The organism is Reyranella sp., from assembly GCF_965249915.1.
GTDB lineage: Bacteria > Pseudomonadota > Alphaproteobacteria > Reyranellales > Reyranellaceae > Reyranella.
In genome coordinates this window covers 5313968-5336989 of record NZ_OZ252257.1, presented here as the reverse complement: position 1 = coordinate 5336989, position 23022 = coordinate 5313968, and the positions used below count along the sequence as shown (strand labels likewise).

General features: G+C 66.7%; 20 protein-coding genes. 6 read left to right on the top strand and 14 right to left on the bottom strand.

Going from position 1 to position 23022, the window contains the following annotated elements; all coding sequences use genetic code 11:
* Positions 1-16 precede the first annotated feature (16 nt).
* Both phnD and phnC read right to left on the bottom strand, forming a co-directional pair.
* Positions 17-931 (bottom strand): phosphonate ABC transporter substrate-binding protein, encoded by a 915-nt coding sequence (gene phnD / locus ACP15H_RS26195; protein ID WP_425069063.1) that lies wholly within the window; start codon positions 929-931, stop codon positions 17-19.
* A gap of 40 nt (positions 932-971) precedes the next feature.
* Positions 972-1790: a phosphonate ABC transporter ATP-binding protein gene (gene phnC, locus ACP15H_RS26190; RefSeq protein ID WP_425069062.1), complete on the bottom strand. Its 819-nt coding sequence runs from the start codon at positions 1788-1790 to the stop codon at positions 972-974.
* Between the two features lie 153 nt (positions 1791-1943).
* On the opposite strand from phnC, the gene ACP15H_RS26185 reads away from it, so the two are divergent.
* Positions 1944-2261 (top strand): hypothetical protein, encoded by a 318-nt coding sequence (locus ACP15H_RS26185; protein ID WP_425069061.1) that lies wholly within the window; start codon positions 1944-1946, stop codon positions 2259-2261.
* Here the strand turns inward: ACP15H_RS26185 and ACP15H_RS26180 are convergent.
* From ACP15H_RS26180 to ACP15H_RS26150, 7 genes are all read right to left on the bottom strand, one after another.
* Positions 2242-2613, bottom strand: a complete 372-nt coding sequence (locus tag ACP15H_RS26180) for a hypothetical protein (protein WP_425069060.1) — start codon at positions 2611-2613, stop codon at positions 2242-2244. The genes ACP15H_RS26185 and ACP15H_RS26180 overlap by 20 nt on opposite strands.
* 64 nt (positions 2614-2677) lie before the next feature.
* Positions 2678-3376 carry a response regulator gene (locus ACP15H_RS26175; protein ID WP_425069059.1) on the bottom strand — a complete coding sequence of 233 codons (699 nt, stop codon included), beginning with the start codon at positions 3374-3376 and terminating at the stop codon, positions 2678-2680.
* 23 nt (positions 3377-3399) lie between these two features.
* Complete coding sequence (locus ACP15H_RS26170; RefSeq protein WP_425069058.1) at positions 3400-3672, bottom strand: hypothetical protein; 273 nt, start codon at positions 3670-3672, stop codon at positions 3400-3402.
* 92 nt (positions 3673-3764) lie between these two features.
* Positions 3765-3983 (bottom strand): hypothetical protein, encoded by a 219-nt coding sequence (locus ACP15H_RS26165; RefSeq protein ID WP_425069057.1) that lies wholly within the window; start codon positions 3981-3983, stop codon positions 3765-3767.
* 81 nt (positions 3984-4064) lie between these two features.
* The gene (locus tag ACP15H_RS26160; RefSeq protein ID WP_425069056.1) at positions 4065-5459 is read right to left on the bottom strand and encodes an ATP-binding protein; all 1395 of its coding nucleotides are present in this window, start codon (positions 5457-5459) and stop codon (positions 4065-4067) included.
* A gap of 17 nt (positions 5460-5476) precedes the next feature.
* The gene (locus tag ACP15H_RS26155) at positions 5477-6136 is read right to left on the bottom strand and encodes a rhomboid family intramembrane serine protease (RefSeq protein WP_425069055.1); all 660 of its coding nucleotides are present in this window, start codon (positions 6134-6136) and stop codon (positions 5477-5479) included.
* A gap of 29 nt (positions 6137-6165) precedes the next feature.
* Complete coding sequence (locus tag ACP15H_RS26150) at positions 6166-7422, bottom strand: argininosuccinate synthase (RefSeq protein WP_425069054.1); 1257 nt, start codon at positions 7420-7422, stop codon at positions 6166-6168.
* A 109-nt stretch (positions 7423-7531) separates the two neighbouring features.
* On the opposite strand from ACP15H_RS26150, the gene ACP15H_RS26145 reads away from it, so the two are divergent.
* Positions 7532-8560: a methyltransferase domain-containing protein gene (locus ACP15H_RS26145; protein WP_425069053.1), complete on the top strand. Its 1029-nt coding sequence runs from the start codon at positions 7532-7534 to the stop codon at positions 8558-8560.
* Between the two features lie 502 nt (positions 8561-9062).
* Complete coding sequence (locus tag ACP15H_RS26140; RefSeq protein WP_425069052.1) at positions 9063-14720, top strand: beta strand repeat-containing protein; 5658 nt, start codon at positions 9063-9065, stop codon at positions 14718-14720.
* A 91-nt stretch (positions 14721-14811) separates the two neighbouring features.
* Here the strand turns inward: ACP15H_RS26140 and rlmN are convergent, their stop codons facing one another.
* Both rlmN and ACP15H_RS26130 read right to left on the bottom strand, forming a co-directional pair.
* Positions 14812-15960, bottom strand: coding sequence for a 23S rRNA (adenine(2503)-C(2))-methyltransferase RlmN (gene rlmN, locus ACP15H_RS26135; RefSeq protein WP_425069051.1), 1149 nt, complete (start codon positions 15958-15960; stop codon positions 14812-14814).
* Between the two features lie 53 nt (positions 15961-16013).
* The gene (locus ACP15H_RS26130) at positions 16014-16580 is read right to left on the bottom strand and encodes an RNA methyltransferase (RefSeq protein ID WP_425069050.1); all 567 of its coding nucleotides are present in this window, start codon (positions 16578-16580) and stop codon (positions 16014-16016) included.
* A gap of 83 nt (positions 16581-16663) precedes the next feature.
* Here ACP15H_RS26130 and ACP15H_RS26125 point away from each other — a divergent pair, with 83 nt between their 5' ends.
* Together ACP15H_RS26125 and ACP15H_RS26120 are read left to right on the top strand one after the other, a co-directional pair.
* Positions 16664-17914: a class I SAM-dependent methyltransferase gene (locus ACP15H_RS26125; protein ID WP_425069049.1), complete on the top strand. Its 1251-nt coding sequence runs from the start codon at positions 16664-16666 to the stop codon at positions 17912-17914.
* Between the two features lie 22 nt (positions 17915-17936).
* A complete protein-coding gene (locus ACP15H_RS26120) occupies positions 17937-18866 on the top strand; it encodes a hypothetical protein (RefSeq protein WP_425069048.1) in 930 nt (309 codons plus the stop codon).
* Positions 18867-19002: 136 nt separating this feature from the next.
* Here the strand turns inward: ACP15H_RS26120 and ACP15H_RS26115 are convergent, their stop codons facing one another.
* The gene (locus ACP15H_RS26115; protein ID WP_425069047.1) at positions 19003-19998 is read right to left on the bottom strand and encodes a D-2-hydroxyacid dehydrogenase family protein; all 996 of its coding nucleotides are present in this window, start codon (positions 19996-19998) and stop codon (positions 19003-19005) included.
* A gap of 55 nt (positions 19999-20053) precedes the next feature.
* Between ACP15H_RS26115 and ACP15H_RS26110 the strand changes: the two genes are divergently transcribed.
* Complete coding sequence (locus ACP15H_RS26110) at positions 20054-20938, top strand: TauD/TfdA dioxygenase family protein (RefSeq protein ID WP_425069046.1); 885 nt, start codon at positions 20054-20056, stop codon at positions 20936-20938.
* A 184-nt stretch (positions 20939-21122) separates the two neighbouring features.
* Here ACP15H_RS26110 and panC read toward each other — a convergent pair whose 3' ends face one another.
* Both panC and ACP15H_RS26100 read right to left on the bottom strand, forming a co-directional pair.
* Positions 21123-21995 carry a pantoate--beta-alanine ligase gene (panC, locus tag ACP15H_RS26105; protein ID WP_425069045.1) on the bottom strand — a complete coding sequence of 291 codons (873 nt, stop codon included), beginning with the start codon at positions 21993-21995 and terminating at the stop codon, positions 21123-21125.
* 327 nt (positions 21996-22322) lie between these two features.
* On the bottom strand, positions 22323-22913 hold the full coding sequence (locus tag ACP15H_RS26100) for a hypothetical protein (protein WP_425069044.1): 591 nt from the start codon (positions 22911-22913) through the stop codon (positions 22323-22325).
* Positions 22914-23022: the final 109 nt, after the last annotated feature.

Genomic DNA, 23022 nt, shown 5'->3' with positions numbered 1-23022 from the left:
AGGAAGCGCGGCCCGATCAGCTCTTCTGCTTGCGCAGCGCGTCGATGAACTTGATGAGTTCGACGACCGGCTCATAGTACTTCGCGTCGACCGCCTGGAAGCCGCGATCCTTGCCGTCGGACAGCTTGTCGAACGCCGCCTTGGCCTTGGTCGGGGACTCCATGAAGGCCTTGGTGATGGCGGCCTTGAGATCGGGCGGCAGGCTGTCGAGATAGGCGAAGGGCGAGTTGGGGATCAGGTCCGACTTGTAGATGATGCGGAAGTCTTCCTGCTTGGCCAGGCCCTTGGACGCCATGCGCGTGAGGTTCGAGTCGCTCTCGGCATTCCACCAGTTGGCGGCGACGTCGACCGTCTTCTGCTGCAGCGCGATCACCGCATTCTCATGGCTGCCGGTGTAGGTCACGCGGCCGAAGAAGGTCTCGGGATTGAGCTTGAGCTTGTTCAGGGCAAAGCGCGGGACATTGTTGCCCGAGGTCGAGTTGGGATCGACGAGGCCGAGATTCTTGCCCTTGAGGTCGTCGATCGACTTGTAGGGGCTGTCGGCCCGCACGTAGAAAACGGAATAGTAGCCGACCGTCCCGTCGCTGTTCACGGTGGTGACGAAGGGCTCGACCTTGACGCCGGTCACGATGGCGCGGGCATAGGAGGCCGGACCGTAGCCGGCGATATGGATGCTGCCGTTGCGCTGGCCCTCGATGACGGCGGCATAGTCGTTGGCCACCCGCAGCGTCACCTTGGTGCCGAGCGTCTGCGACAGATACTCGATGAACGGACCGTAGCGCTCGGTCACGCCCGACGCGTTCTCGGCCGGGATGACGGCGAAGACGAGCTCGGGGTAGGCGCTCTTCCACGACTGGGCGTGAGCGGTACCGAGGGAAGCGAGCGACGAGACAGCGAGGGCGGCGCCCAGCGCGAGACGACGGGTGAGCATGGCTTGTTCTCCTTGAGGAAGCGGAACGGCGGGAAAGGAATCAGGAGCCGGCGAGTGCGAAGCCTGGCTGGGCGCCCGCGGGCAAGGTCGCGGGCGATGGCAGCCCGTGGCCCATCACGTCGCCGGCCTCGAGCCCGTAGAGCTCGCGCGATGTCGCCTCGGTGAGCGCCGCCGGCACGTCGTCGAACACGACACGCCCGCCGGCCATGCCGACCAGCCGGTCGCAGTAGGTCCGTGCGAGGTCGAGACTGTGGAGATTGCACACCACGGTGATGCCGAGATGGCGGTTGATGTGCTGCAGCGCGTCCATCACCACCTTGGTGTTGCGCGGATCGAGCGAAGCGATGGGCTCGTCGGCCAGCACGATGTCGGGCTCCTGCACCAGCGCGCGGGCAATCGCCACCCTCTGCTGCTGGCCGCCGGACAGGGTCTCGGCGCGCTGCCCGGCCATCCGCGCCATGTCGAGGCTCTCGAGCGCGGACAGAGCCTGCGCCTTCTCCTCGTCGTTCCACAGCTTGAGGAGCGCACGGGCGGGCGGCATGTGGAAGGCTCGCCCCATCATGACGTTGGTCAGCACGTCGAGCCGGCCGGCGAGGTTGAACTGCTGGAAGATCATGGCGCAGCGGGCGCGCCAGGCGCGCAGCGGCCGGCCGCGCAGCGCGGTGACGTCGGTGTCGCCGAACAGGATCCGGCCCGAGGTCGGGTCGCCCAGGCGATTGATCATGCGCAGGAGGGTCGACTTGCCGGCGCCGGAGCGACCGATCACGCCCACCAGCTGGCCCGTCGGCACGACGAGCGAGACGCTGTCCACGGCCTTCTTGCCGCCGAAGCTCTTGGTAACGCCTTCCAGTCGCAGCATCCGGCCTCCGGGTCCTACACGGAAGGCTCGGTACCGGGAGCACGCTTCGCCCGCGCTACGCTTTGGTTACGAACAAAAGACACACGGTGGAGGAACGGCTGAACCCGGGGCGCCGGTTGGCGTTGCACGAAAGGTCCATCGCAGGGAGCCGGCGTGATCTACATCGCAGGATCGATCCTCACCATCGTCGGCCTGACAGCCGGGGCCTCCTGGCTGGCAACCTCGCGCTGGCCCGAAAGATCGCAGCGGTGGCAGGTCACGCTCGCGGCTCTCTGCGTTCCGCTCCTGTCCGTTCTGCTGTTCGGGCTGGCGGTCGTCGTCACGCTGGTCGGGGCGGCCGACATGCCGGAACGCGGCACGGTCGGCATGGTGATCTTCTCGATGGCGTTCTTTCTGTTCTATGCCATCGTCGCCGGGCTCGCGGTTGGCATTCCTACCGCAATGGTCGCGGTCAGGATGATGCGCCGCTAGAGAAAGTCGGACGACCGGACAAGGCGCGACTGGGGGCATGCATCGCCCACTTCACCGAGGCGTAGAGGCCGAGCCCGATCGCGACCAGCAATCCGCCCATCAGGACGAAGCCGCCGGGCTCGTCCCCCTTGGGATAGAACTGCGCGGTCACGACGGCGGCGGCAATGATGGCGGCCATCAACCCCGCGACGTGCGCCAGGAACTTCCAGCCGAAAGCCCGGACGAAAGCGCGGCGCTCGGCTTCCGTCACGAGTATCGGCCGGCCCGTACGATCCTGGCGATAGACAGGCCCCTCGCGGTGGGACTGGAACTGGGTGGCCATCGCCCAACCCAAGGCGTCGATGATGCTCATCACCCCTGAAACGCACGGGCGCCGCCGGTCGTTCCGGTGATCCGACGCCGCAGCCGCGCCGAACTCAGGCGACCGCGGCCGTCAGCGCAGGCGTCGACGGCCGCATCAGATAGCCGACGCCGCGGATCGTGTGGATCTCGACATCGCAACCGGCATCGGCCAGCAGGCGGCGCAGGCGATGGACATAGACCTCGACCGCATTGGACGCCTTGTCGTGCGCGCCTCCGAAGACGAGCGCATCGAGCACGTCATGGACCAGCACTCTTCCGCTCCGCTTCAGGAAGACTTCCAGCAGCTCGGCCTCCCGCGCCGGAACGGTGACCGTCCTGCCGCCGATCACCGCGAGACGGCTCTCGGCATCGAACGTCAGGTTGCCCATGGCGAGGACCGGGGCGGCCATGTCCGGCGGACGCTGCATGACCGCCCGGAGACGGGCGACCAGTTCGGCCATCGCAAAGGGCTTGATCATGTAATCGCTCGCACCCCTGTCGAGGCCGCTCACCCGGTCGCCCAGTGCGCTCCGCGACGACAGAATGACGACGGGCGTCGCTTCGTGCCGCTTTCGCAGCTGGTCGAGCACCATCAATCCGTCGGCGTCGGGAAGGCCGAGATCGAGCACGATGGCCGCATACTGCACGGCCCGGACGGCGAGCCTCGCCTCATCCGCCAGTCCCACGATGTCGGCATCCATGCCCGCACGCTTCAGGGCAACGGCGATCAATGCGGCCAGATCCCGGCTGTCCTCGATGATGAGCACACGCATCGAACCTCCCTCGCCCGGATCGATCACCCTCTCGACGGCAGATCGATCTTGGCGTCCTTGAGCGCTTTCTCGATCCCCGCGATCCCGCTGGTATCGCCCGCCTTGCATTTTTCGACGGCGACACGGGCCTCCAGACTCTGGGGCTGCCGGCCCCCTTTCGAGCTCATGTCGAGATACTGATCGTATTTGGCCGCCAACGCCGAGCAGTAGGCCGCGTCCGGCGACTGGGCGAGCGCGGCGATCGGCATCAGCGTCGCCGCCACGATCGCGGAATTGAGCACCATCTTCCTGATCATCTGATCCTCCTTCGCTCTCCGAGAGCGACACCATTGAAGGCTTGGACGGAGGCTCGATTGCGGCAGCCCGATTTCGACGAGCTTACGACACGCTACTTGTGGCCGAGCATCCGCAGGGCCTGCAGCATCGTCGGCGTCGGCATGCTGAGGGCGAGACTGTCCGGGGGCGCCACCGCCGCCATGGCGCGATAGGCCATGGCCAGTGCCTCCCCATCGGTCAGTGCAGGCCACGATTTCACGACCTCCAGACCGGCCCGGATCATTTGGGCGGTCACCACGATTTCGCTCGGTTCGCTTGCTTTGCCAGTCATCGGGCGGACTCTCGCGTATCCAATGCCCGGCACTATGCGGCGGTTTCCTTACAACGCGCTTTCGCGACGACCGCCGAGACGTCAGGCCACGTCCGAGGCCGGCAGGGTTACCGTGAAGGTCGAGCCCTTGCCCGGCGTGCTCTGGATGTCGAGCCGGCCGCGATGGCGATTGACGACATGCTTGACGATGGCGAGCCCCAGACCGGTGCCGCCGAGCTGGCGCGAGCGGGCCGTGTCGACACGGTAGAAGCGTTCGGTGAGGCGCGGCAGGTGCGCCGCCGGAATCCCGTCGCCCTCGTCGCTGACGGCAACCGCCACACGGTCCTTGCCCGACCGCCGCGCCTCGACCCTGACGGAGGTCTCGGGCCGTGCGTACTTGACCGCGTTGTCGATCAGGTTCTGGAAGACGATGATGAGCTCGTCATGGTCGCCTGTGGCGCGCGGCAGATCGGCGGCCAGGTCGATCTCGAGCCTGACCTTGCGCGAGGAGGCCTTGAGCTGCAGCAGGTCGAGCACCGAGCGCAGCACACGGTCGAGATCGACGGCGGCGGCGGGCCTTGCATGCTCGTGCTGCTCGATGCGCGACAGCATGAGCAGGTCGTCGACCAGCCGGCGCATGCGGTCGGCCTGCTCGGCCATGATGCCCAGGAACCGCTCGCGCGCTGCGGAATCCTCGCGGGCCGGGCCGCGCAGGGTCTCGATGAAACCCGCCAGGCCGGCGATCGGCGTCTTGAGTTCGTGGCTGGCATTGGCCACGAAATCGGCGCGCATGCGCTCGGCGCGGCGCAGGGCCGTGGTGTCGTGCAGCACGATCAGCGCCAGCGAGCCGTCGGCGGCGGCCCGCGGCAGGCGTCGCAGATGGGCCACCATGTCGAGCTCCGGCGGCCCCGCGAGCACCAGTTCGACCACGCTCTGGTCGGTTCGCGCGAAGTTGCCGTCGGGGCCGGTCTCGAGCAGCGCGTCGATGGCGGCCAGGAGCTGCGGCTGGCGCAGCACCGTCGAGACGTCGCGCTCGGAACCACCGGGACTGCCGAGCAGCAGGGCGGCGGCAAGATTGGTGCGCACGATGCGGCGCTGCCGGTCGAGGCACACCAGGGGATCGGGAAGACCGTCGACGATCGCCTGGGCGGAGGCCGCCAGATTGTCGATCGAGGCGCGCTGGCGACGCCATCCGGTCGAGAGGGTGGCGGCCGCGGTCGCCAGTTCCTCGGTGGCCGGGGCGAAGGAAAGACGGGGCATCACCGGCTCGCGCTCGTCCGAGAGTTCCCCCACGAACCGCGCGAAGCTCGCCAGCGAGCCGAGATAGCGCTGGACCAGGAGCATCGTCACCACGGCAATACCGGCCATCGCGATCAGCGCGGACCGGCCCGACAGCTCGCCGAGGCCAAAGAGGATGGCGAGTGCCGCCCCTGACGGGGCCAGGGCCACGGCGTTGGCAACCAGCGTTCGTCGCAGCGGAATCCCGTTGTCGGCCATCGACCGACTATAGCGGGTTAACGGGTTCGCGGTGCGAAGAAGCGTATGGCCGCGAGACCGAACACGAAGCCCGCGATGTGCGCCACCCAGGCGACCGATTCGCCGCCCGCCCCCGGCATGCCGCCGAACAGGCCGAAGAACACGTTGAGCGCGATCCAGATGCCGGCGACCGGCAGCAGCGAGGTCAGGCTGCCGACGTAGCGCATCAGCATCAGCACGGCGCCGAAGATGCCGCTGATGGCGCCCGACGCGCCGACCACCGGATCGAGCGACTCGGGATAGACGAGGACATGCACCAGGCCCGCGAAGACGCCGCACACCAGGTAGAAGAGCACGAAGCGGCGCACGCCCAGCAGCCGTTCGACCGGCGCGCCGAAGGCCGCGAGCGTCAGCATGTTGATGCCGAGATGCATCCAGCCGCCATGCAGGAACTGGTAGGTGATCGGCGCCACGAGCAGCGAGAAGAGATCCTGGCCGCTGTCGGTCGTGTAGGCGGCCGGCACCAGGCCGAACTGCAGGATGATCTCCTGGTCGGCCTGCTCGCCGAGCAGCTGGCGTAGCAATTGAACGGCGACATTGATGCCGATCAGCCAGAGCACGGCGGGCGGCAGGTTGATCGCCCGCTCGCCCGTTCCGCGCCCGCCGGGGAGGCGGCGCTGGTCGTTGTCAAAAGGCATGCGCCGCTCCGGTCAGGTCGGGTGTCCGTTCAGGACTTGGGGCCGCCCTGGCCCAGCGCCCGGAGGCGCAGCCTGAGCGCGTTCAGCTTGATGAAGCCCTCGGCGTCGCGCTGGTTGTAGGCGCCCTGGTCTTCCTCGAAGGTCACGTGCTGCATCGAGTAGAGCGAAACGGGCGACTTGCGGCCGACGACGGTCGTGTTGCCCTTGTAGAGCTTGAGCCGCACCGTGCCGGTCACGTTCTCCTGGCTCTTGTCGATCAGCGCCTGCAGCATCTCGCGCTCCGGCGAGTACCAGAAGCCGTAGTAGATCAGCTCGGCATACTTCGGCATCACCTCGTCCTTGAGATGGCCGGCGCCGCGGTCGAGCGTGATCGATTCGATACCGCGATGGGCGGCGTAGAGGATCGTGCCGCCGGGCGTCTCGTAGATGCCGCGGCTCTTCATGCCGACGAAGCGGTTCTCGACCAGGTCGAGGCGGCCGATGCCGTTGGCCTTGCCCAGTTCGTTGAGCCTGGTGAGCAGCGTCGCGGGCGACATCGCGACACCGTCGATGGCGACGGCGTCGCCCTTCTCGAAGTCGATCGTGATGTAGGTCGCCTTGTCGGGCGCCGCCTCGGGCGAGATCGTGCGCTGATAGACCATCTCGTCGGCCTCTTCCCACGGATCTTCGAGGATCTTGCCCTCGCTGGAGGAGTGCAGCAGGTTGGCGTCGACCGAGAACGGCGCCTCGCCGCGCTTGTCTTTGGCGATCGGGATCTGGTGCTCCTCGGCGAACTCGAGCAGCTTGGTGCGCGAGGTCAGCTCCCACTCGCGCCACGGCGCGATCACCTTGATGTCCGGCTTCAGCGCATAATAGGAGAGTTCGAAGCGGACCTGGTCGTTGCCCTTGCCGGTGGCGCCGTGGCAGACGGCGTCGGCGCCGGTCTTCAGCGCGAGGTCGATCTGATGCTTGGAGATCAGGGGCCGCGCGATCGAGGTGCCGAGCAGGTACTGGCCCTCATAGAGCGCGTTGGCGCGGAACATCGGGAAGACGAAGTCCTTCACGAACTCTTCGCGCACGTCCTCGATATAGATGTTCTCGGGCTTGATGCCGAGCAGCTCGGCCTTCTTGCGGGCCGGCGACAGTTCCTCGCCCTGGCCGAGATCGGCAGTGAAGGTCACCACCTCGCAGCCATAGGCCGTCTGCAGCCATTTCAGGATGACCGAGGTGTCGAGGCCGCCGGAATAGGCGAGCACGACCTTCTTGATGTCGCCCTTCTTGTAGGGCCCGGTATAAGAAACGCTCATGCTGGCCGCTTTCGTGTCGATTCGGTAAAAGGCGCGCGAATATAGCGGTCGACCCCACCGGGGCAAGGGCGCCGCAAAGACGCTATAATCGAGGCGAGAATAGCATCCCATGGTTTCCCCCCTCGACCGCCTCTCCTACGCCGCCCGCCAGACCGCCCGGGTCGCCTGGTACGCCGGGCACTACGCCGCCGGCCGCCGCCTGATGAAGCCGATGCCGAAACCCGATTTTCCCGTCGGGCCGACGCCCGGCCGCGCCGAGCTGACCGCCGAGATGCGTGCACTGTTCGGGCGGGAATGGCGGGATGTCGCGGCCGGCCTGTTTCCCGCCCCTCGCCCCCTCCGACCGGAGCCGGCCGAGTTCCTGCGCCGCAGCCTGCTCTATTTCCGCGACCTGCCCCAGGTCGATGCACGGCGGCACGGTGCCCTCGACGACGAGCTGCCGCCCGGCACCCAGGCCGACGGCCTGCCCGACTACTACCGGCAGAATTTCCATTTCCAGAGCGACGGCTGGCTGTCGGACCACTCGGCCGCCCTGTACGACACCCAGGTCGAGGTACTGTTCACCGGCGCCGCCGACGTCATGCGCCGCCGCGCCCTGGCGCCGATCGCCGCCTGGCTCGCGGACCGCAACCAGCGCGACGTCCGAGGCCTCGACGTCGGCTGCGGCACCGGCCGCCTGCTCGCGACACTGCACGGCGCCTGGCCCGGCCTGAAGCTCACCGGCCTCGACCTCAGCCGCCCCTATCTCGACGAAGCGCGCCGCCTGATCGGCCGCACGGCGCGGGTCAAGCTCGACGAGGCGGCGGCTGAATCCCTGCCCTTCGCCGAAGCGAGCCTCGACCTGATCGTCTCCTCGTTCCTGCTGCATGAACTGCCGAAGGAAATCCGCGCCAAGGCGATCGCCGAGATGGCGCGCGTCGTGAAGCCCGGCGGGCTGATCGTGATCGTCGACTCCCTGCAGAAGGGCGACCGCCCCGACTGGAACGGCCTGCTCGACCTCTTCCCGCATTACTTCCACGAGCCGTATTACGCCGAGTACACCGAAGGCCGTCTGGAAGAGTGGTTTGAGGGAGCCGGGCTGCAGCCCGTCTCGACGGAACTCGCCTTCCTCTCGAAGGTCGCGGCCTTCACGAAATAGCCAAACAAGAGATTCCGTCGTCCTGAGCGACGCGCCCCCCAGGGAAGCCTCTGGGCAGGCTCCGCCCCGTCGTCGAAGGGCGTTACGGCTGTGCAAGAAGATCGACCAGCGGGTCGGGCCTTCCTCCACGGGCCGATCGAGGGCGACGGGCCGCGCCCATGGATTGGCGCCAAGTGCGTAAACGTCCGCCAACAGGGCCGCACTCTCTCGTCGGCATCGCCGTACCGACCGGGACACAGATACGCCAGGGCTCGTCACACGACCGGACGTCCTGGTGAATTCGGTCGACGGTCCATCGCCGACGCCGCTGCCTCAAACGGGTGGCGATCCGAGGCCCACAACTCAAAGGGGCAGACACTTCGTAACGAATATGCCAGAAAATGCGATCAATTTGGTTCGACTTCGTTACCAGAGTTATGCTTTTGTGCCGCCCTAATTTCCGCCCGCACAGTCGCTCGGGCCACGGCGCGGCGTGGTGCTGGCTGTACTGAAGGGGCATCAGATGAGTATTTTCGCCGCGTCCAACTACGTATCCCGCGACGGCGCAGGCGCCCAGGATGGCAGCTCTTCCAGCGATCCGATGTCGTTTGCGGACGCTCTGGTATTGTTGGGTAGCTCCGATGAGCTGATCGTGGTCGACGCGACGGTCAGTGCGGCTGACCTGAATGCCCTCGATGCCATTACGGACGGGACGGTCGTTACAGAACCGTACGTGACGACGGTGACGGGCTCGCTGTCGGACGTGGCGACCGCCTATGGGTCCTCCGGGATCAACGCCCCCATCTACGCGGCGGTTACGTTGGAGGACGCCACGGTCGCGGTGGCGGATGTGCTTGCGCTGGCCACCTTTACGACCGGGACGATCGACGCGTCGTCGGTGTCGACGGTGACGGGTTCGCTGTCGGACGTGGCGATGGCCTATGCGTTTTCGGGGATCAGTGGCCTGGGCGACGAGGCGGTGACGCTGTCGGATAGCACGGTGGCGGCGGTCAGCCTGAACGCGCTGGACACGGCGACGACCGGCGTGATCGACGCGTCGTCGGTGACGACGGTGACGGGCTCGCTGTCGGATGTGGCGGCGGCGTATGCGTCGTCAGGAATCACCGGCCTGGGCGACGCGGCAGTGACGCTGTCGGATACCACGGTCACGGCGGCAGACCTGAACGCGCTGGACGCCAAGACGACCGGCGTGATCGACGCGTCGTCGGTGACGACGCTGACGGGCGCGGTCTCGGCCGTTCGAACGACCTATCAGTCCGACGGGATCAGCGGCCTGGGCAACGAGGCGGTGACGCTGTCGGACACGACCCTTCCGGCGGTCGCCCTGACGTTTATAGACGACTATACGACCGGGACGGTCGACGCGTCGTCGGTGACGACGCTGACGGGCCCGCTGTCGAAGGTCGCGGCGGCGTACGCGTCGTCGGGCATCACCGGCCTGGGCAACGAGGCCGTGAGGCTGAACGATAGTACTGTCGCGGCAGCGGACCTGAACGCGCTGGACGCCAAGACGAGCGGCATTATCAACGCGTCGTCGGTGACGACGCTGACGGGCACCCTGTCGGCTGTTGCGACGGCGTACGCGTCCTCCGGGATCAGCGGCCTGGGCAACGCGGCGGCAACGCTGTCGGATACGTCGGCTGCAGCGGCAGACCTGAACGCGCTGGATACGGCGACGACCGGCGTGATCAACGCATCCTCGGTGACGACGCTGATAGGCACAGCGGCTGCGGTTGCTACGGCCTACGCGTCCTCCGGGATCAGCGGCCTGGGCAACGAGACGGTGACGCTGTCTGCCGGCACGGCGGCGGCGAGCGACCTGAATGCGATCGATACGGCGACGAGCGGGACGATCGACGCGGCGGCGGCGACGGTGCTGACGGGCACCGCGGCTGCGATTGCGACGGCGTACGCGTCCTCCGGGATCAGCGGCCTCGGCAACGAGGCGGTGACGCTGTCTGCCGGCCCGGCGGCGGCCAGTGACCTGAACGTCATCGATGCGGCGACGATCGGGACGATCGACGCGGCGGCGGTGACGGTGCTGACGGGCTCGCTGTCCGCGGTGGCGGCGGCGCATGCGTCGTCGGGGATCACCGGCCTGGGCAACGAGGCCGTGACCCTGAACGATAGCACTGTCGCGGCAGCGGACCTGAACGCGCTGGACACGGCGACGAGCGGGACCATCAACGCGGCGTCGGTGACGACGCTGACGGGCACGCTGTCCGCGGTTACGACGGCGTACGCGTCCTCCGGGATCACCGACCTCGGCAACGCGGCGGTGACGCTTGAGGAGCTGTCTGCCGGCACGGCAGCGGCCAGTGACCTGAACGCCATCGATGCGGCGACGAGCGGAACGATCGACGCGTCGTCGGTGACGGTGCTGACGGGCTCGCTGTCGGATGTGGCGGCGGCGTATGCGTCGTCAGGAATCACCGGCCTGGGCGACGCGGCAGTGACGCTGTCGGATACCACGGTCGCGGCGGCAGACCTGAACGCGCTGGACGCCAAGACGACCGGCGTGATCGACGCGTCGTCGGTGACGACGCTGACGGGCGCGGTCTCGGCCGTTCGAACGACCTATCAGTCCGGCGGGATCAGCGGCCTGGGCAACGAGGCGGTGACGCTGTCGGACACGACCCTTGCGGCGGTCGCCCTGACGTTTATAGACGCCTATACGAGCGGGACGGTCGACGCGTCGTCGGTGACGACGCTGACGGGCCCGCTGTCGAAGGTCGCGGCGGCGTACGCGTCGTCGGGCATCACCGGCCTGGGCAACGAGGCCGTGACCCTGAACGATAGTACTGTCGCGGCGGCAGACCTGAACGCGCTGGACGCCAAGACGAGCGGCATTATCAACGCGTCGTCGGTGACGACGCTGACGGGCACCCTGTCGGCTGTTGCGACGGCGTACGCGTCCTCCGGGATCAGCGGCCTGGGCAACGCGGCGGCAACGCTGTCTGATACGACGGCTGCGGCGGCAGACCTTAATGCGATCGATGCGGCGACCATTGGAACGATCGACGCGTCGTCGGTGACGGCGCTGACGGGCACCGCGGCTGCGGTTGCGACGGCCTACGCATCGTCGGGCATCAGCGGCCTGGGGAACGAACACGTGACGATCGCGGCCGGCACGGCGGCGGCCGGCGACCTGAATGCGATCGATGCGGCGACGAGCGGGACGATCGACGCGTCGTCGGTTAAGGCGGTGACGGGCACGGCGACTGCGGTTGCGATGGCGTACGCATCCTCCGGGATCAGCGGCCTGGGCAACGAGACCGTGACGCTGTCTGCCGGCACGTCAGCGGCCAGCGACCTGAACGCCATCAATGCGGCGACGAGCGGCGTGATCGACGCGCAGTCTGTGCTGACGGTGACGGGTTCTCTGTCTGACCTGACGACGACCTACACCACTACCGGAATCCGCGGCTTTGGTAACGAGGCCCTCACGTTGACTGACGCTACAGTCGCGGCCGCTTCACTCAACTATCTGGACAAGCGGACGACCGGCTTGATCGATGCCTCGTCGGTGACGACGCTGACGGGGGCCGCCTCCGCGGTGGCAACCAGCTATGCGTCTTCCGGGATCAGCGGCTTGGGCACCGCCGATGTGACCCTGTCGGGTACGAGCATGACAGCCAGCGCCCTGAACGTAATCGATGCGAATACCACGGGGACCATCGACGCACTGAGCGTGAAGTGGATTGATGGAACGGCGTCGGACGTGGCGACGGCCTACGCGTCCTCCGGGATCAGCGGCCTCGGCAACAAGTGGGTTATCCTGCGGGGTACGGACGCAGCGGCCGCCGATCTCAACGCGATCGATGCGGCAACCAGCATCGGCACGATCTACATGGCGTCGATCCTGACGGTCACAGGTTCTCTGTCGGACCTTGCCGTCAACTATTCCACGTCCGGTTTCAGCGGCAGGGGCGACGAAGCCGTCATCCTGTCCGATACCGCGGCAACGGCGACGGCCATCAATTTCCTGGATGGCAAGACGACCGGCGTGATCGACGCGTCGTCGGTGACGGTGCTGACGGGCACCGCGACTGCGGTTGCGACGGCGTATGCGTCCTCCGGGATCAGCGGCCTGGGCAACGAACACGTGATGATCGCTGCCGGCACGGCGGCGGCCAGCGACCTCAACGCCATCCATGTGGCGACGAGCGGCGTGATCGACGCGGCGTCGGTGACGACGCTGACGGGCACCGCGACTGCGGTTGCGACGGCGTATGAGTCGTCGGGAATCAGCGGCCTGGGGAACGAACACGTGACGATCGCGGCCGGCACGGCGGCGGCCGGCGACCTGAATGCGATCGATGCGGCGACGAGCGGGACGATCGACGCGTCGTCGGTTAAGGCGGTGACGGGCACGGCGACTGCGGTTGTGATGGCGTACGCATCCTCCGGGATCAGCGGCCTGGGCAACGAGACCGTGACGCTGTCTGCCGGCACGTCAGCGGCCAGCGACCTGAACGCCATCAATGCGGCGACGAGCGGCGTGATCGACGCGCAGTCTGTGCTGACGGTGACGGGTTCTCTGTCTGACCTGACGACGACCTACACCACTACCGGAATCCGCGGCTTTGGTAACGAGGCCCTCACGTTGACTGACGCTACAGTCGCGGCCGCTTCACTCAACTATCTGGACAAGCGGACGACCGGCTTGATCGATGCCTCGTCGGTGACGACGCTGACGGGGGCCGCCTCCGCGGTGGCAACCAGCTATGCGTCTTCCGGGATCAGCGGCTTGGGCACCGCCGATGTGACCCTGTCGGGTACGAGCATGACAGCCAGCGCCCTGAACGTAATCGATGCGAATACCACGGGGACCATCGACGCACTGAGCGTGAAGTGGATTGATGGAACGGCGTCGGACGTGGCGACGGCCTACGCGTCCTCCGGGATCAGCGGCCTCGGCAACAAGTGGGTTATCCTGCGGGGTACGGACGCAGCGGCCGCCGATCTCAACGCGATCGATGCGGCAACCAGCATCGGCACGATCTACATGGCGTCGATCCTGACGGTCACAGGTTCTCTGTCGGACCTTGCCGTCACCTATTCCACGTCCGGTTTCAGCGGCAGGGGCGACGAAGCCGTCATCCTGTCCGATACCGCGGCAACGGCGACGGCCATCAATTTCCTGGATGGCAAGACGACCGGCGTGATCGACGCGTCGTCGGTGACGGTGCTGACGGGCACCGCGACTGCGGTTGCGACGGCGTATGCGTCCTCCGGGATCAGCGGCCTGGGCAACGAACACGTGACGATCGCTGCCGGCACGGCGGCGGCCGGCGACCTCAACGCCATCCATGTGGCGACGAGCGGCGTGATCGACGCGGCGTCGGTGACGACGCTGACGGGCACCGCGACTGCGGTTGCGACGGCGTATGAGTCGTCGGGAATCAGCGGCCTGGGGAACGAACACGTGACGATCGCTGCCGGCACGGCGGCGGCCAGCGACCTCAACGCCATCCATGTGGCGACGAGCGGCGTGATCGACGCGTCGTCGGTGACGACGCTGACGGGCACAGCGACTGCGGTTGCGACGGCGTATGCGTCCTCCGGGATCAGCGGCCTGGGGAACGAACACGTGACGATCGCTGCCGGCACGGCGGCGGCCAGCGACCTGAACGCCACCGATGCGGCGACGAGCGGCGCGATCGACGCGTCGTCGGTGACGACGCTGTCGGGAACCGTGTCCGATGTCTCCACCGCGATCGCGTCGGCCGGGATCAGCGGCCTCGAGAACGCCGCCTTCGACATCACGGGAACCGCTTCTGCCGAGACGATCCAGGGCGGTGTTCATGGTGACACTCTCAGCGGCCTGGGTGGCAGTGATAGCCTCTACGGCTTCGGTGGGAACGATACCCTGAACGGCGGAACAGGCGCCGATACGATGACGGGCGGCACAGGAGCCGACAGCTTCATCTTCGTGGCGGGAGAGGCCAACGGCGACTCCGTCACCGACTTCAGTGGCAGCGGTCCGGCCGGTGATGGCGACGTCCTTGTCTTCCGGGGGTACGGGGATGGCGCAAGCTTTACCGATCTTGGTGGCGGCCACTACGAGATCGCCAATGCCGCGCGCACCGTCGTCGACGTGATCGAGGTGACCGGCACCATCGACGTGACGGACCATCGGTTTGAGCTCGTGGTCTGACCGGAGCGCTGCTTGAGAGCGTGCCGGCCGCGGAGGTTCGAAGTGGTTCCGACCAATAAACTCACGCGCCCTCAGGGCCACGGAGACTTTGTTACAGCGCGACCTTCTCGCCGCGCTGGCGCAGGCTGGCGCTCTTGAGCTGGCCGCAGGCCGCCGAGATGTCGCGGCCGCGCGGCGTGCGCACCGGGGCGCTCAGGCCGCCATCGTTCACGATCTCGGCGAAGCGGTGGATGCGGTTGTTGGAGCTGCACTCGTAGGGCGCGCCCGGCCAGGGATTGAACGGGATCAGGTTCACCTTGGCGTGGATCGGCTTCAGGATGCGCACCAGCTCGCGGGCATCGGCATCGCTGTCATTGACGCCCTTCAGCATCGCGTATTCAAAGGTGATGCGCCGGCTGTTGCGCGCGCCGGGATAGTCCGCGCAGGCCTTCAACAGTTCGGCGATCGGCCACTTCCTGTTGATCGGCACCAGCGTGTCGCGCACCTCGTCGGTGACGGCGTGCAGCGACACCGCGAGATTGACGTCGAGCGCCTCACCCACCTTCGGGATCATCGGCACGACGCCGGAGGTCGAGAGGGTGATGCGGCGGCGGCTGAGCGCGATGCCCTGGTCGTCCATGACGATCTTGAGCGCCGCGACGACATTGTCGAAATTGTAGAGCGGCTCGCCCATGCCCATCATCACGATGTTGCTGAGCATGCGCTGGGCATCGGCGGTCGGCGTCGGCCATTCGCCATAGCTGTCGCGCGCCACCATGAACTGGCCGACGATTTCATCCGGCGTGAGGTTGCGCACCAGCGGCTGGGTGCCGGTGTGGCAGAAGGTGCAGGTGAGCGTGCAGCCGACCTGGCTGGAGACGCAGACCGAGCCGCGATCGGTCTCGGGGATGTTCACCGTCTCGGCCTCGTTGCCGTCGGCGAAGCGCAGCAGCCATTTGCGCGTGCCGTCGACCGAGCGCTGTTCGGTCACGATCGAGGGCCGCTCGATCACGAACTGGTCGGCGAGGCGGTCGCGCGCCTTCTTGGCGATGTTGGTCATCCGCCCGAAGTCGGTGACGCCGTGCCAGTAGATCCACTGCCAGATCTGGGCGGCGCGGAACGGCTCCAGCCCGGCCTCGGCCAGCGCCGTCTTGAGCCCGTCGCGCGACAGGCCGATCAGATTGCGGCGCAGGTCGTTGCGCCCGTGCGCGGCGGCGCCGGGCTCGAGGATCTGCAGCGGTTCGGTGGGCAGGACGGACATGGAGCGCCCGAGATAGTCGCCGCACCCCCGCGGCGCAACCGCGCCGGGGTAAACTATTGTTTTGCCTGCTCTTTTTTTCGCAGCCTGATCCGCTCCTTGCGCTTGTAGAGCGGTTCGCCGAACACCGGCACGTCGAGCGTCTCGGTCGGCGCGCCCTCGCCGACCGGCCGCGGCGCATGCCGGCCGAGGCTGATCAGCCGGTCGTACATGACCAGGGCGCCGGCGGTGCCGAGATTGACCGAGAAGCGCGTGGGGATTTTTACGACGTAGTCGCAGAGTGACTGCACACCGGCCGACAGGCCCTCCCGCTCGGAACCCAGGATATAGGCGCACTGGCGCGGATGCCGGAAACTCGGCAGCTCGATCGCCTCGTCGGTGATCTCGATGCCGACCACCCGGCAGCCCAGCGGCAGGCGGAAGCTTTCGAGATCGGCAAACCGGTAGGTCGGCACCGACAGCGGCGTGTCCGACGTGTCGGCCAGCGCGCCGGCGCGCGCGTCGTATTGGGCGCGCAGAGTGAAGACGAACGAGGCGCCGAACGCGTGAGCCGTCCGGAACAAGGTGCCGACATTCATCGACTTGCTCGGACCTTCGATACCGATGCCGAAATAGCCTTTCATGGCCCTTCGATTTGTTGCAGTAATGATTGGCAGGCGTTGCCACCCTCCCGGTAGCGCCCAGCCCGCCGTCAAACAAGGCCCTGATGACCCTTACCTCGCCGTTGGACAGCGTTCGCGCCCAGTACGAGGCTCTGCCCTATCCTGCCCGAGACCCGCGAGACGAGGCGATCCGCCTGATCACGGGCACGCCGAGCCATGTCCTCGAGATCAATCACTATCTCTTCTCCGGCCGCCTGAATTTCATCCGGCCGTTCCGGGCGCTGGTCGCCGGCGGCGGCACGGGCGATGCCTGCATCATGCTGGCCCAGCAGCTGGTCGATCGCCGCTGCCCCGGCGAGGTCGTCTATCTCGACCTGTCGACGGCCTCGCGCCAGATCTGCGAGGCCCGGGCCAAGGCGCGCGGCCTGCGCAACATCCAGTTCCTGACCGGCTCGCTGCTCGACCTGCCGACGATGAACATCGGCCACTTCGACTACATCGACTGCACCGGCGTGCTGCACCACCTGCCCGACCCGACCGCCGGGATGCAGGCGCTGGCCAGCGTGCTGCATGCCGATGGCGGCATGGGCGTCATGCTCTACGGCGAATATGGCCGCAGCGGCGTCTATCCGCTGCAGGAGCTGCTGCAGACGATTGCACCGCCGTCGATGGCGATCGAGGACCGGCTGGCGATGGCCAAGCGCCTGATCCGCTTCCTGCCGACGACCAACCTGTTCCGTCGCAATCCCTACCTCAACGACCATGTGACGGGCGGCGACGCCGGCCTCTACGACCTGCTGCTGCACAGCTGCGACCGCGCCTTCACGGTGCCGCAGATCGGCAGGATGGCCGCCGCCTCCGGCCTGAGGGTCGTGGCCTTCCTCGAGCCGGTGCGCTACGAGCCCGCGACCTACATGAGCGATCCGGTGATCGCCCGTCAGGCCAGTTCGCTGCCGCTGATCGAGCGGGCGGCGTTTGCCGAACGTCTCGCCGGCAACGTGCGGACCCATGTCTTCTATGCGACGCGCGCCGGCTTCGACACGGTCGCGCGCCCCGAGGACACCTCGGCCATTCCGGTGCTGCGCGAGATGGATGCGCAGAAGTTCGCCGCCGGCCTGCAGCCCGGCGCACCGCTGGTCGCCAACCTCGACGGTTTCCCGTGGCGGGCCCAGCTTCCGCCGCTGGCGCCGCGCATCATCTCGCAGATCGACGGCCGCCGGACGGTCGCGGAGATCTACACCTCGCTCGGCACGCAGGGCGGCCTGCCGCAGTGGGAGGATTTCTACACCCAGTTCGAGGATCTCTACGTCAAGCTGAACGGCGTCAATCACCTGCTGCTGCGCTTCCGCACCTGAAACCAAGCCTGCCGAATCCGCAATGAGCGGCCACGTCCTGACCATTGCGCTCGGCAACTCCCTCCTTTGGTCGGTCTATCTGCTGCTGACGCGCCACGTCGTGAGCGGCGCGCAGCTCGACGCCTGGGCCTACACGCTGGTGCAGCTGCTGACGGCGGGCCTCGCCATGTTGTGGGTCGGCCGGCGCACGCCGGGAAGCTGGGCCGACCTGCTGGTGCCGTGGACGGTCTGCTACGCCTTCATGCGCGTGATCATCAACGGCTGCACCGCCGCCGCCATCGTCTGGCTGGCGGTCACGCAGAGCACGCTCCTGTCCACGATGAGCGTGCTGATCGGCGCCGCATCCGGCTGGGCGCTGACGCGCCAGGCGCCGTCGCGGCGCGACTGGCCGGGCCTCGCGCTGCTGGCGGTCGGCATAACGGCTTTCGCCGCCGGTCTGGGGTCGGAGACGGCGTGGCGTGGCGTCGCCTGGCTGATCGCCTCGGAGGCCATCGCGGTCGCGGCCTCGTGGATGATCGCCTACCACCCGCGCAATCGCGCGGCCGATCCGGCGGCGCGCAGCCGCTTCACCGGCGAGATCCTGGTCGCCGCCTCGCTGGCGCTGATCCTGGTCTGGACGCTGGCCGGTCTCGCCGGCGCCATGGCCTCGCCCTGGGCGGGCGGCGGCGACGCTTTCGGCCGCATCGAACTGTGGCTCTACGCCATCCTGGCCGGCCTGCTGTTCCGTGCGCCGGGCACCTGGCTCGGCTTCTGGACCATCAACCATTCGGGCGTGCAGACCTACCTGATCGCCCTCACCGCCATGCCGTTCTTCGCCATCGCGCTGGAAGCCCTGTTCGCCCGCCTGGGCTGGCTGACGCCCGCGACCCTGACGACGCAGGAATGGCTGGCCGCCGGCGTGATCCTCGCCGGCGCCGTCTGGCTGATCGTGGTCAGGGTGCGAACGAAATAGCCTACCAAGAAGCACCGAAGGGCAACATTGTTGCGCCGCCGGTCATTCCGCCAGGGGTGCGACATTCGCTTCGTTTGTTTCGTTTATTTCGTTTGTTTCGTTTATCCGCCGTGGCGCCGAAGGTTCCAGCGGCCCGCTACGCCTTCTTCAGCGCGTCCGGGTTGAGGACGTTGATCGGCGTGCCGTCGAGCCAGGCCTCGATGTCCTTGATCGTGCCCTCGTAGAAGTGCCGGTAGCTCTCCTCGACGACGTAGCCCAGGTGCGGGATGAGCGTGACGTTGTCGAGCCTAGTGAAGGGATGGTCGGCCGACAGCGGCTCCTTGTCGTAGACGTCGAGGCCGGCGTGCAGGATCGTGCGGTTCTTCAGCGCCTCGATGAGCGCCGCTTCGTCCACGATCGGGCCGCGCGAGGTGTTCACCAGGATCGCGGTCTTCTTCATCTTGGCGAGGTCGGCGGCGCCGATCAGGCCGCGCGTGCGATCCGAAAGGGCGAGATGGATCGACACGAAGTCCGAGGTCGCCAGCAGCTCGTCCTTGGTGACGTACGTCGCGCCGCCGGCTTCCGCCTTCTCGGGCGTGAGGTTCTGGCTCCAGGCGACGACTTCCATGCCGAAGGCCTTGGCATAACGGGCCACACGGCTGCCCAGCTTGCCGAGGCCGAGAATGCCCAGCCGCTTGCCCTCGAGCACGACCATCTGCTCGATGCCGTCGTGCCACTTGCCCTGGCGCGCCAGCCGCTCGGCCTTGGCGAGATCGCGCGCGCACATCATCAGCAGCGCCCAACCGAGTTCCGCGGTCGGCGCGTTCGAGGTGCCGCCCGGCGTCGTCGAGACCGGAATGCCGCGCTCGGCCGCGGCCTTGTCGTCGAGGCTGGCGGCGCGGGCGCCGGTCAGCACCATGAACTTGAGGTTCGGCAGCTTCTCGATCAGCGCGCGCGGAAAGGCGGTCCGCTCGCGCAGCAATCCCAGCATGTCGAAGGGCGCCAGTTTCTGCGCCGCGTCCTCGATCGAGGTGAAGGGCTCCTGGAAGACGGTGATCTCGATACCGCGCTTGCGGAGGCGATCCCAGTCGGCCATGCGCAGGGCGACCTTCTGGTAATCGTCGAGCAGGGCGAGCTTCATGGTTTGCGGCATGGCGTTTCCTGGGAGAGAATGTTTTGCAAAGGCACTATAGCCGCGGGAGGCGGTCGTGAGCATCACCGTTACGCCAACTCACCCTGAATTCGTCGCCGAGATTTCCGGCGTCGACGTGGCAAAGCCGTTGAGCCCGGACGACCGTCAGGCCATCGAGGATGCCATCAACCGCTACGCGGTCGTGGTGTTCCGCGGGCAGACACTCGACGACGAGCGGCAGGTCGCCTTCGCCGGCAATTTCGGCCCGATCGAATCCTCGGCGCTGAAGCTCCGGCATCGCGACATCAAGCACCGGATCGCATCGAGCCAGATCGCCGACATCTCGAACCTCGACGGCGACGGCAATGTGATGAAGCCCGATGCGCGCCGCCGCCTCGACGGACTGGCGAATCGTCTCTGGCATACCGACGCCTCGTTCCGCGCCGTGCCCGGCGGCCTGTCGATGCTCTACGCGCATGTCATTCCCGACGAAGGCGGCGACACCGAATTCGCCGACATGCGCGCGGCCTACGATGCGCTGCCCGAGACGAAGAAGAAGGAGCTGGAAGGGCTGGTCGCCGAGCATTCGATCTGGCGGTCGCGCGAACAGCTCGGCGTCGTGCAGTACACCGACGAGGAGCGCGCCTCCTTGCCGCCGGTGCCGCAGCGGGTCGTGCGCACCCATCCCGGCTCGCACCGCAAGACGCTCTATCTCGCCGCGCACGCCTCGCACATCATCGGCCTGCCGGTGGCCGACGGGCGCCTGATCATCCTCGACCTGATCGAGCACGCGACCCAGCCGCGTTTCGTGCATGCCCATCGCTGGGCCAAGGGCGACCTGGTGATCTGGGACAATCGCTGCACCATGCATCGCGCCCGGCCGTTCGACACGACCAAGGTGCGCGACCTGCGGCGCGTGACGACACGCGACGTCGCCTCGACGCTCGAACAGGCGGCCTAGGGTCTTTCCGAGTAACGATCGGTTCACCAATACCAACCTCATGCTGAGGAGCGCTCCGCAGGAGCGCGTCTCGAAGCATGGGCACGAGCCCCATGTCTGTTGCCCACCCTTCGAGACGCCGCGCGGAGTTTACCCCGAGGTACTCGAGGGGCGCGTCTCCTCAGGGTGAGGTGGTTTGTTTACTTCAGACCGCGAGATTGTCGATCAGGCGGGTGCGGCCGAGGCGGGCGGCGGCGATGACGCGCGCCGGACCGGCAACACGCTCGAGCGGCTTCAGGCTCTCGGCATCGACCACGGTGAAGTATTCGACGATGTCGAACCCGCCGTCGCGCAGCGCCTGGGATGCTGCCGCGGTCGCTTCGGCGCACGACGTCTTGCCGTCGCGCACCGTGTCGGCGACCTTCACGAGCTGCTTGTACATGCCCAGCGCCTTCGTACGCTCGTCGGCGCTGAGGTAGCGGTTGCGCGACGACATCGCGAGCCCGTCCGCCTCGCGCACCGTCGGCATGCCCACGATCTCGAACGGCATCGAGAGATCGCGCACCATGCGCTTGATGACCTGCAGCTGCTGGTAATCCTTCTCGCCGAAATAGGCGCGATCGGGCATCGCCATCAGCAGGAGTTTGCTCACCACCGTGGCGACGCCCTGGAAATGGCCGGGCCGTAGCGGCCCGCACAGGCCGTCGGTGATGCCGGCGACCGTCACGGTCGTGAGCTGTTCGCCGGGATACATCTCGTCCTTGCTGGGCGCGAAGGCGATCCGGCAGCCCGCCTCGCGCAGCTTGGCGAAGTCGCCCTCCTCGTCGCGCGGATAGGCGGAGAAATCCTCCTTGGGCCCGAACTGCGTCGGATTGACGAAGATGCTGGTCACCGGCACGTCGCCGCGATCGAGCGCGCCCTTCACCAGGCTGACATGGCCCTCATGCAGCGCGCCCATGGTCGGAACCAGACCGACGGTGCGACCGGCCGCCCTGAAGTCAGAGACCGCCTTGCGCAATTCCGCGACGGTGCGCACCACCGCGAGACCACGTTCCTGGGGCTGGCTGTCCTTGATCATCAGGCGATACTCTCCGCTGTGAAATTGCCGGGCGACCTTGGCAATCATCGCCCGCGACCGCAAATGCTCCGGAAGGCCCCTGCTTTTCGCCGGTTACGACCGGTGTTTGCCTTGCAACCCCACTCATGCAACCGTTCGGACGGCGATTGCATAGTTGACGTAGTAAGCCACCACGGAATCTAATTACCGCGACAGGACGGCGTCAAACGAGGCACCCCCTCGCATGCAATCGCTGAAATTTCCCTGAGAGGGTGCCGGCTTGAGGCCCCGTCGTGTGCAAAATTGATTTAACCCCTGAGATGATCGAGGCAGGGTTCCGCGTTCTCTCTAGCTCCGGAATAGCGGATGATTACTTGGAGGCGGATAAACTACTGGTTGGAGAAATATACCGCGCCATGTTTTCTCTGCGTCGCCTGAGAGATGCCCCGCAAGAAGAGACCCGTACATATTCAGTAGAGAAGACGTGAAGGCACATTTTTGGACAAAATCCTTCATCGTCTCGACGGTGTGAGCCGCCGGGCTCTGCGCCCAGAAATTCGGCGGAGCGAGCGTTAGCCCAGTTAGGGTTCCACCCTTTTCTGTCACGTGCACGCCTTGGACTGTGTGCCAGTGAACTATCTCGTTTCTCTGTCCATCGAGGCCACCTACTAACGATTGGACCTGCTTCCAAAAATCGGGATATGGGTTTCCAACTGAGGCTTTCATCAGCTCTTCTACGATGCGTAAGCGCGTCCTGGTGTTGGATATCCGGAAGAAGATTGTACCCGCTGTGCGCGGGGCCATATTTCCGAATTGGGCCATTAACGAGCACAATGCTTGCTCAAGAGTGGCGTATGCTTGAATCGCGTGTCCACGCTGGGCCCACAGCGGATGCCCTGCTGCTTGTCTCTCAATGTCAGAAAAATCGAGCGTCGCCATGCCGAAACCCTCCCCCAAGCTAGACCCGGCCTTTCAGCAGACCGTTGCGCGCATGCTGGCGACTCCACCGGCACCCAAGAAAACCAAGAAAAAGCCGATTGGGAAATCA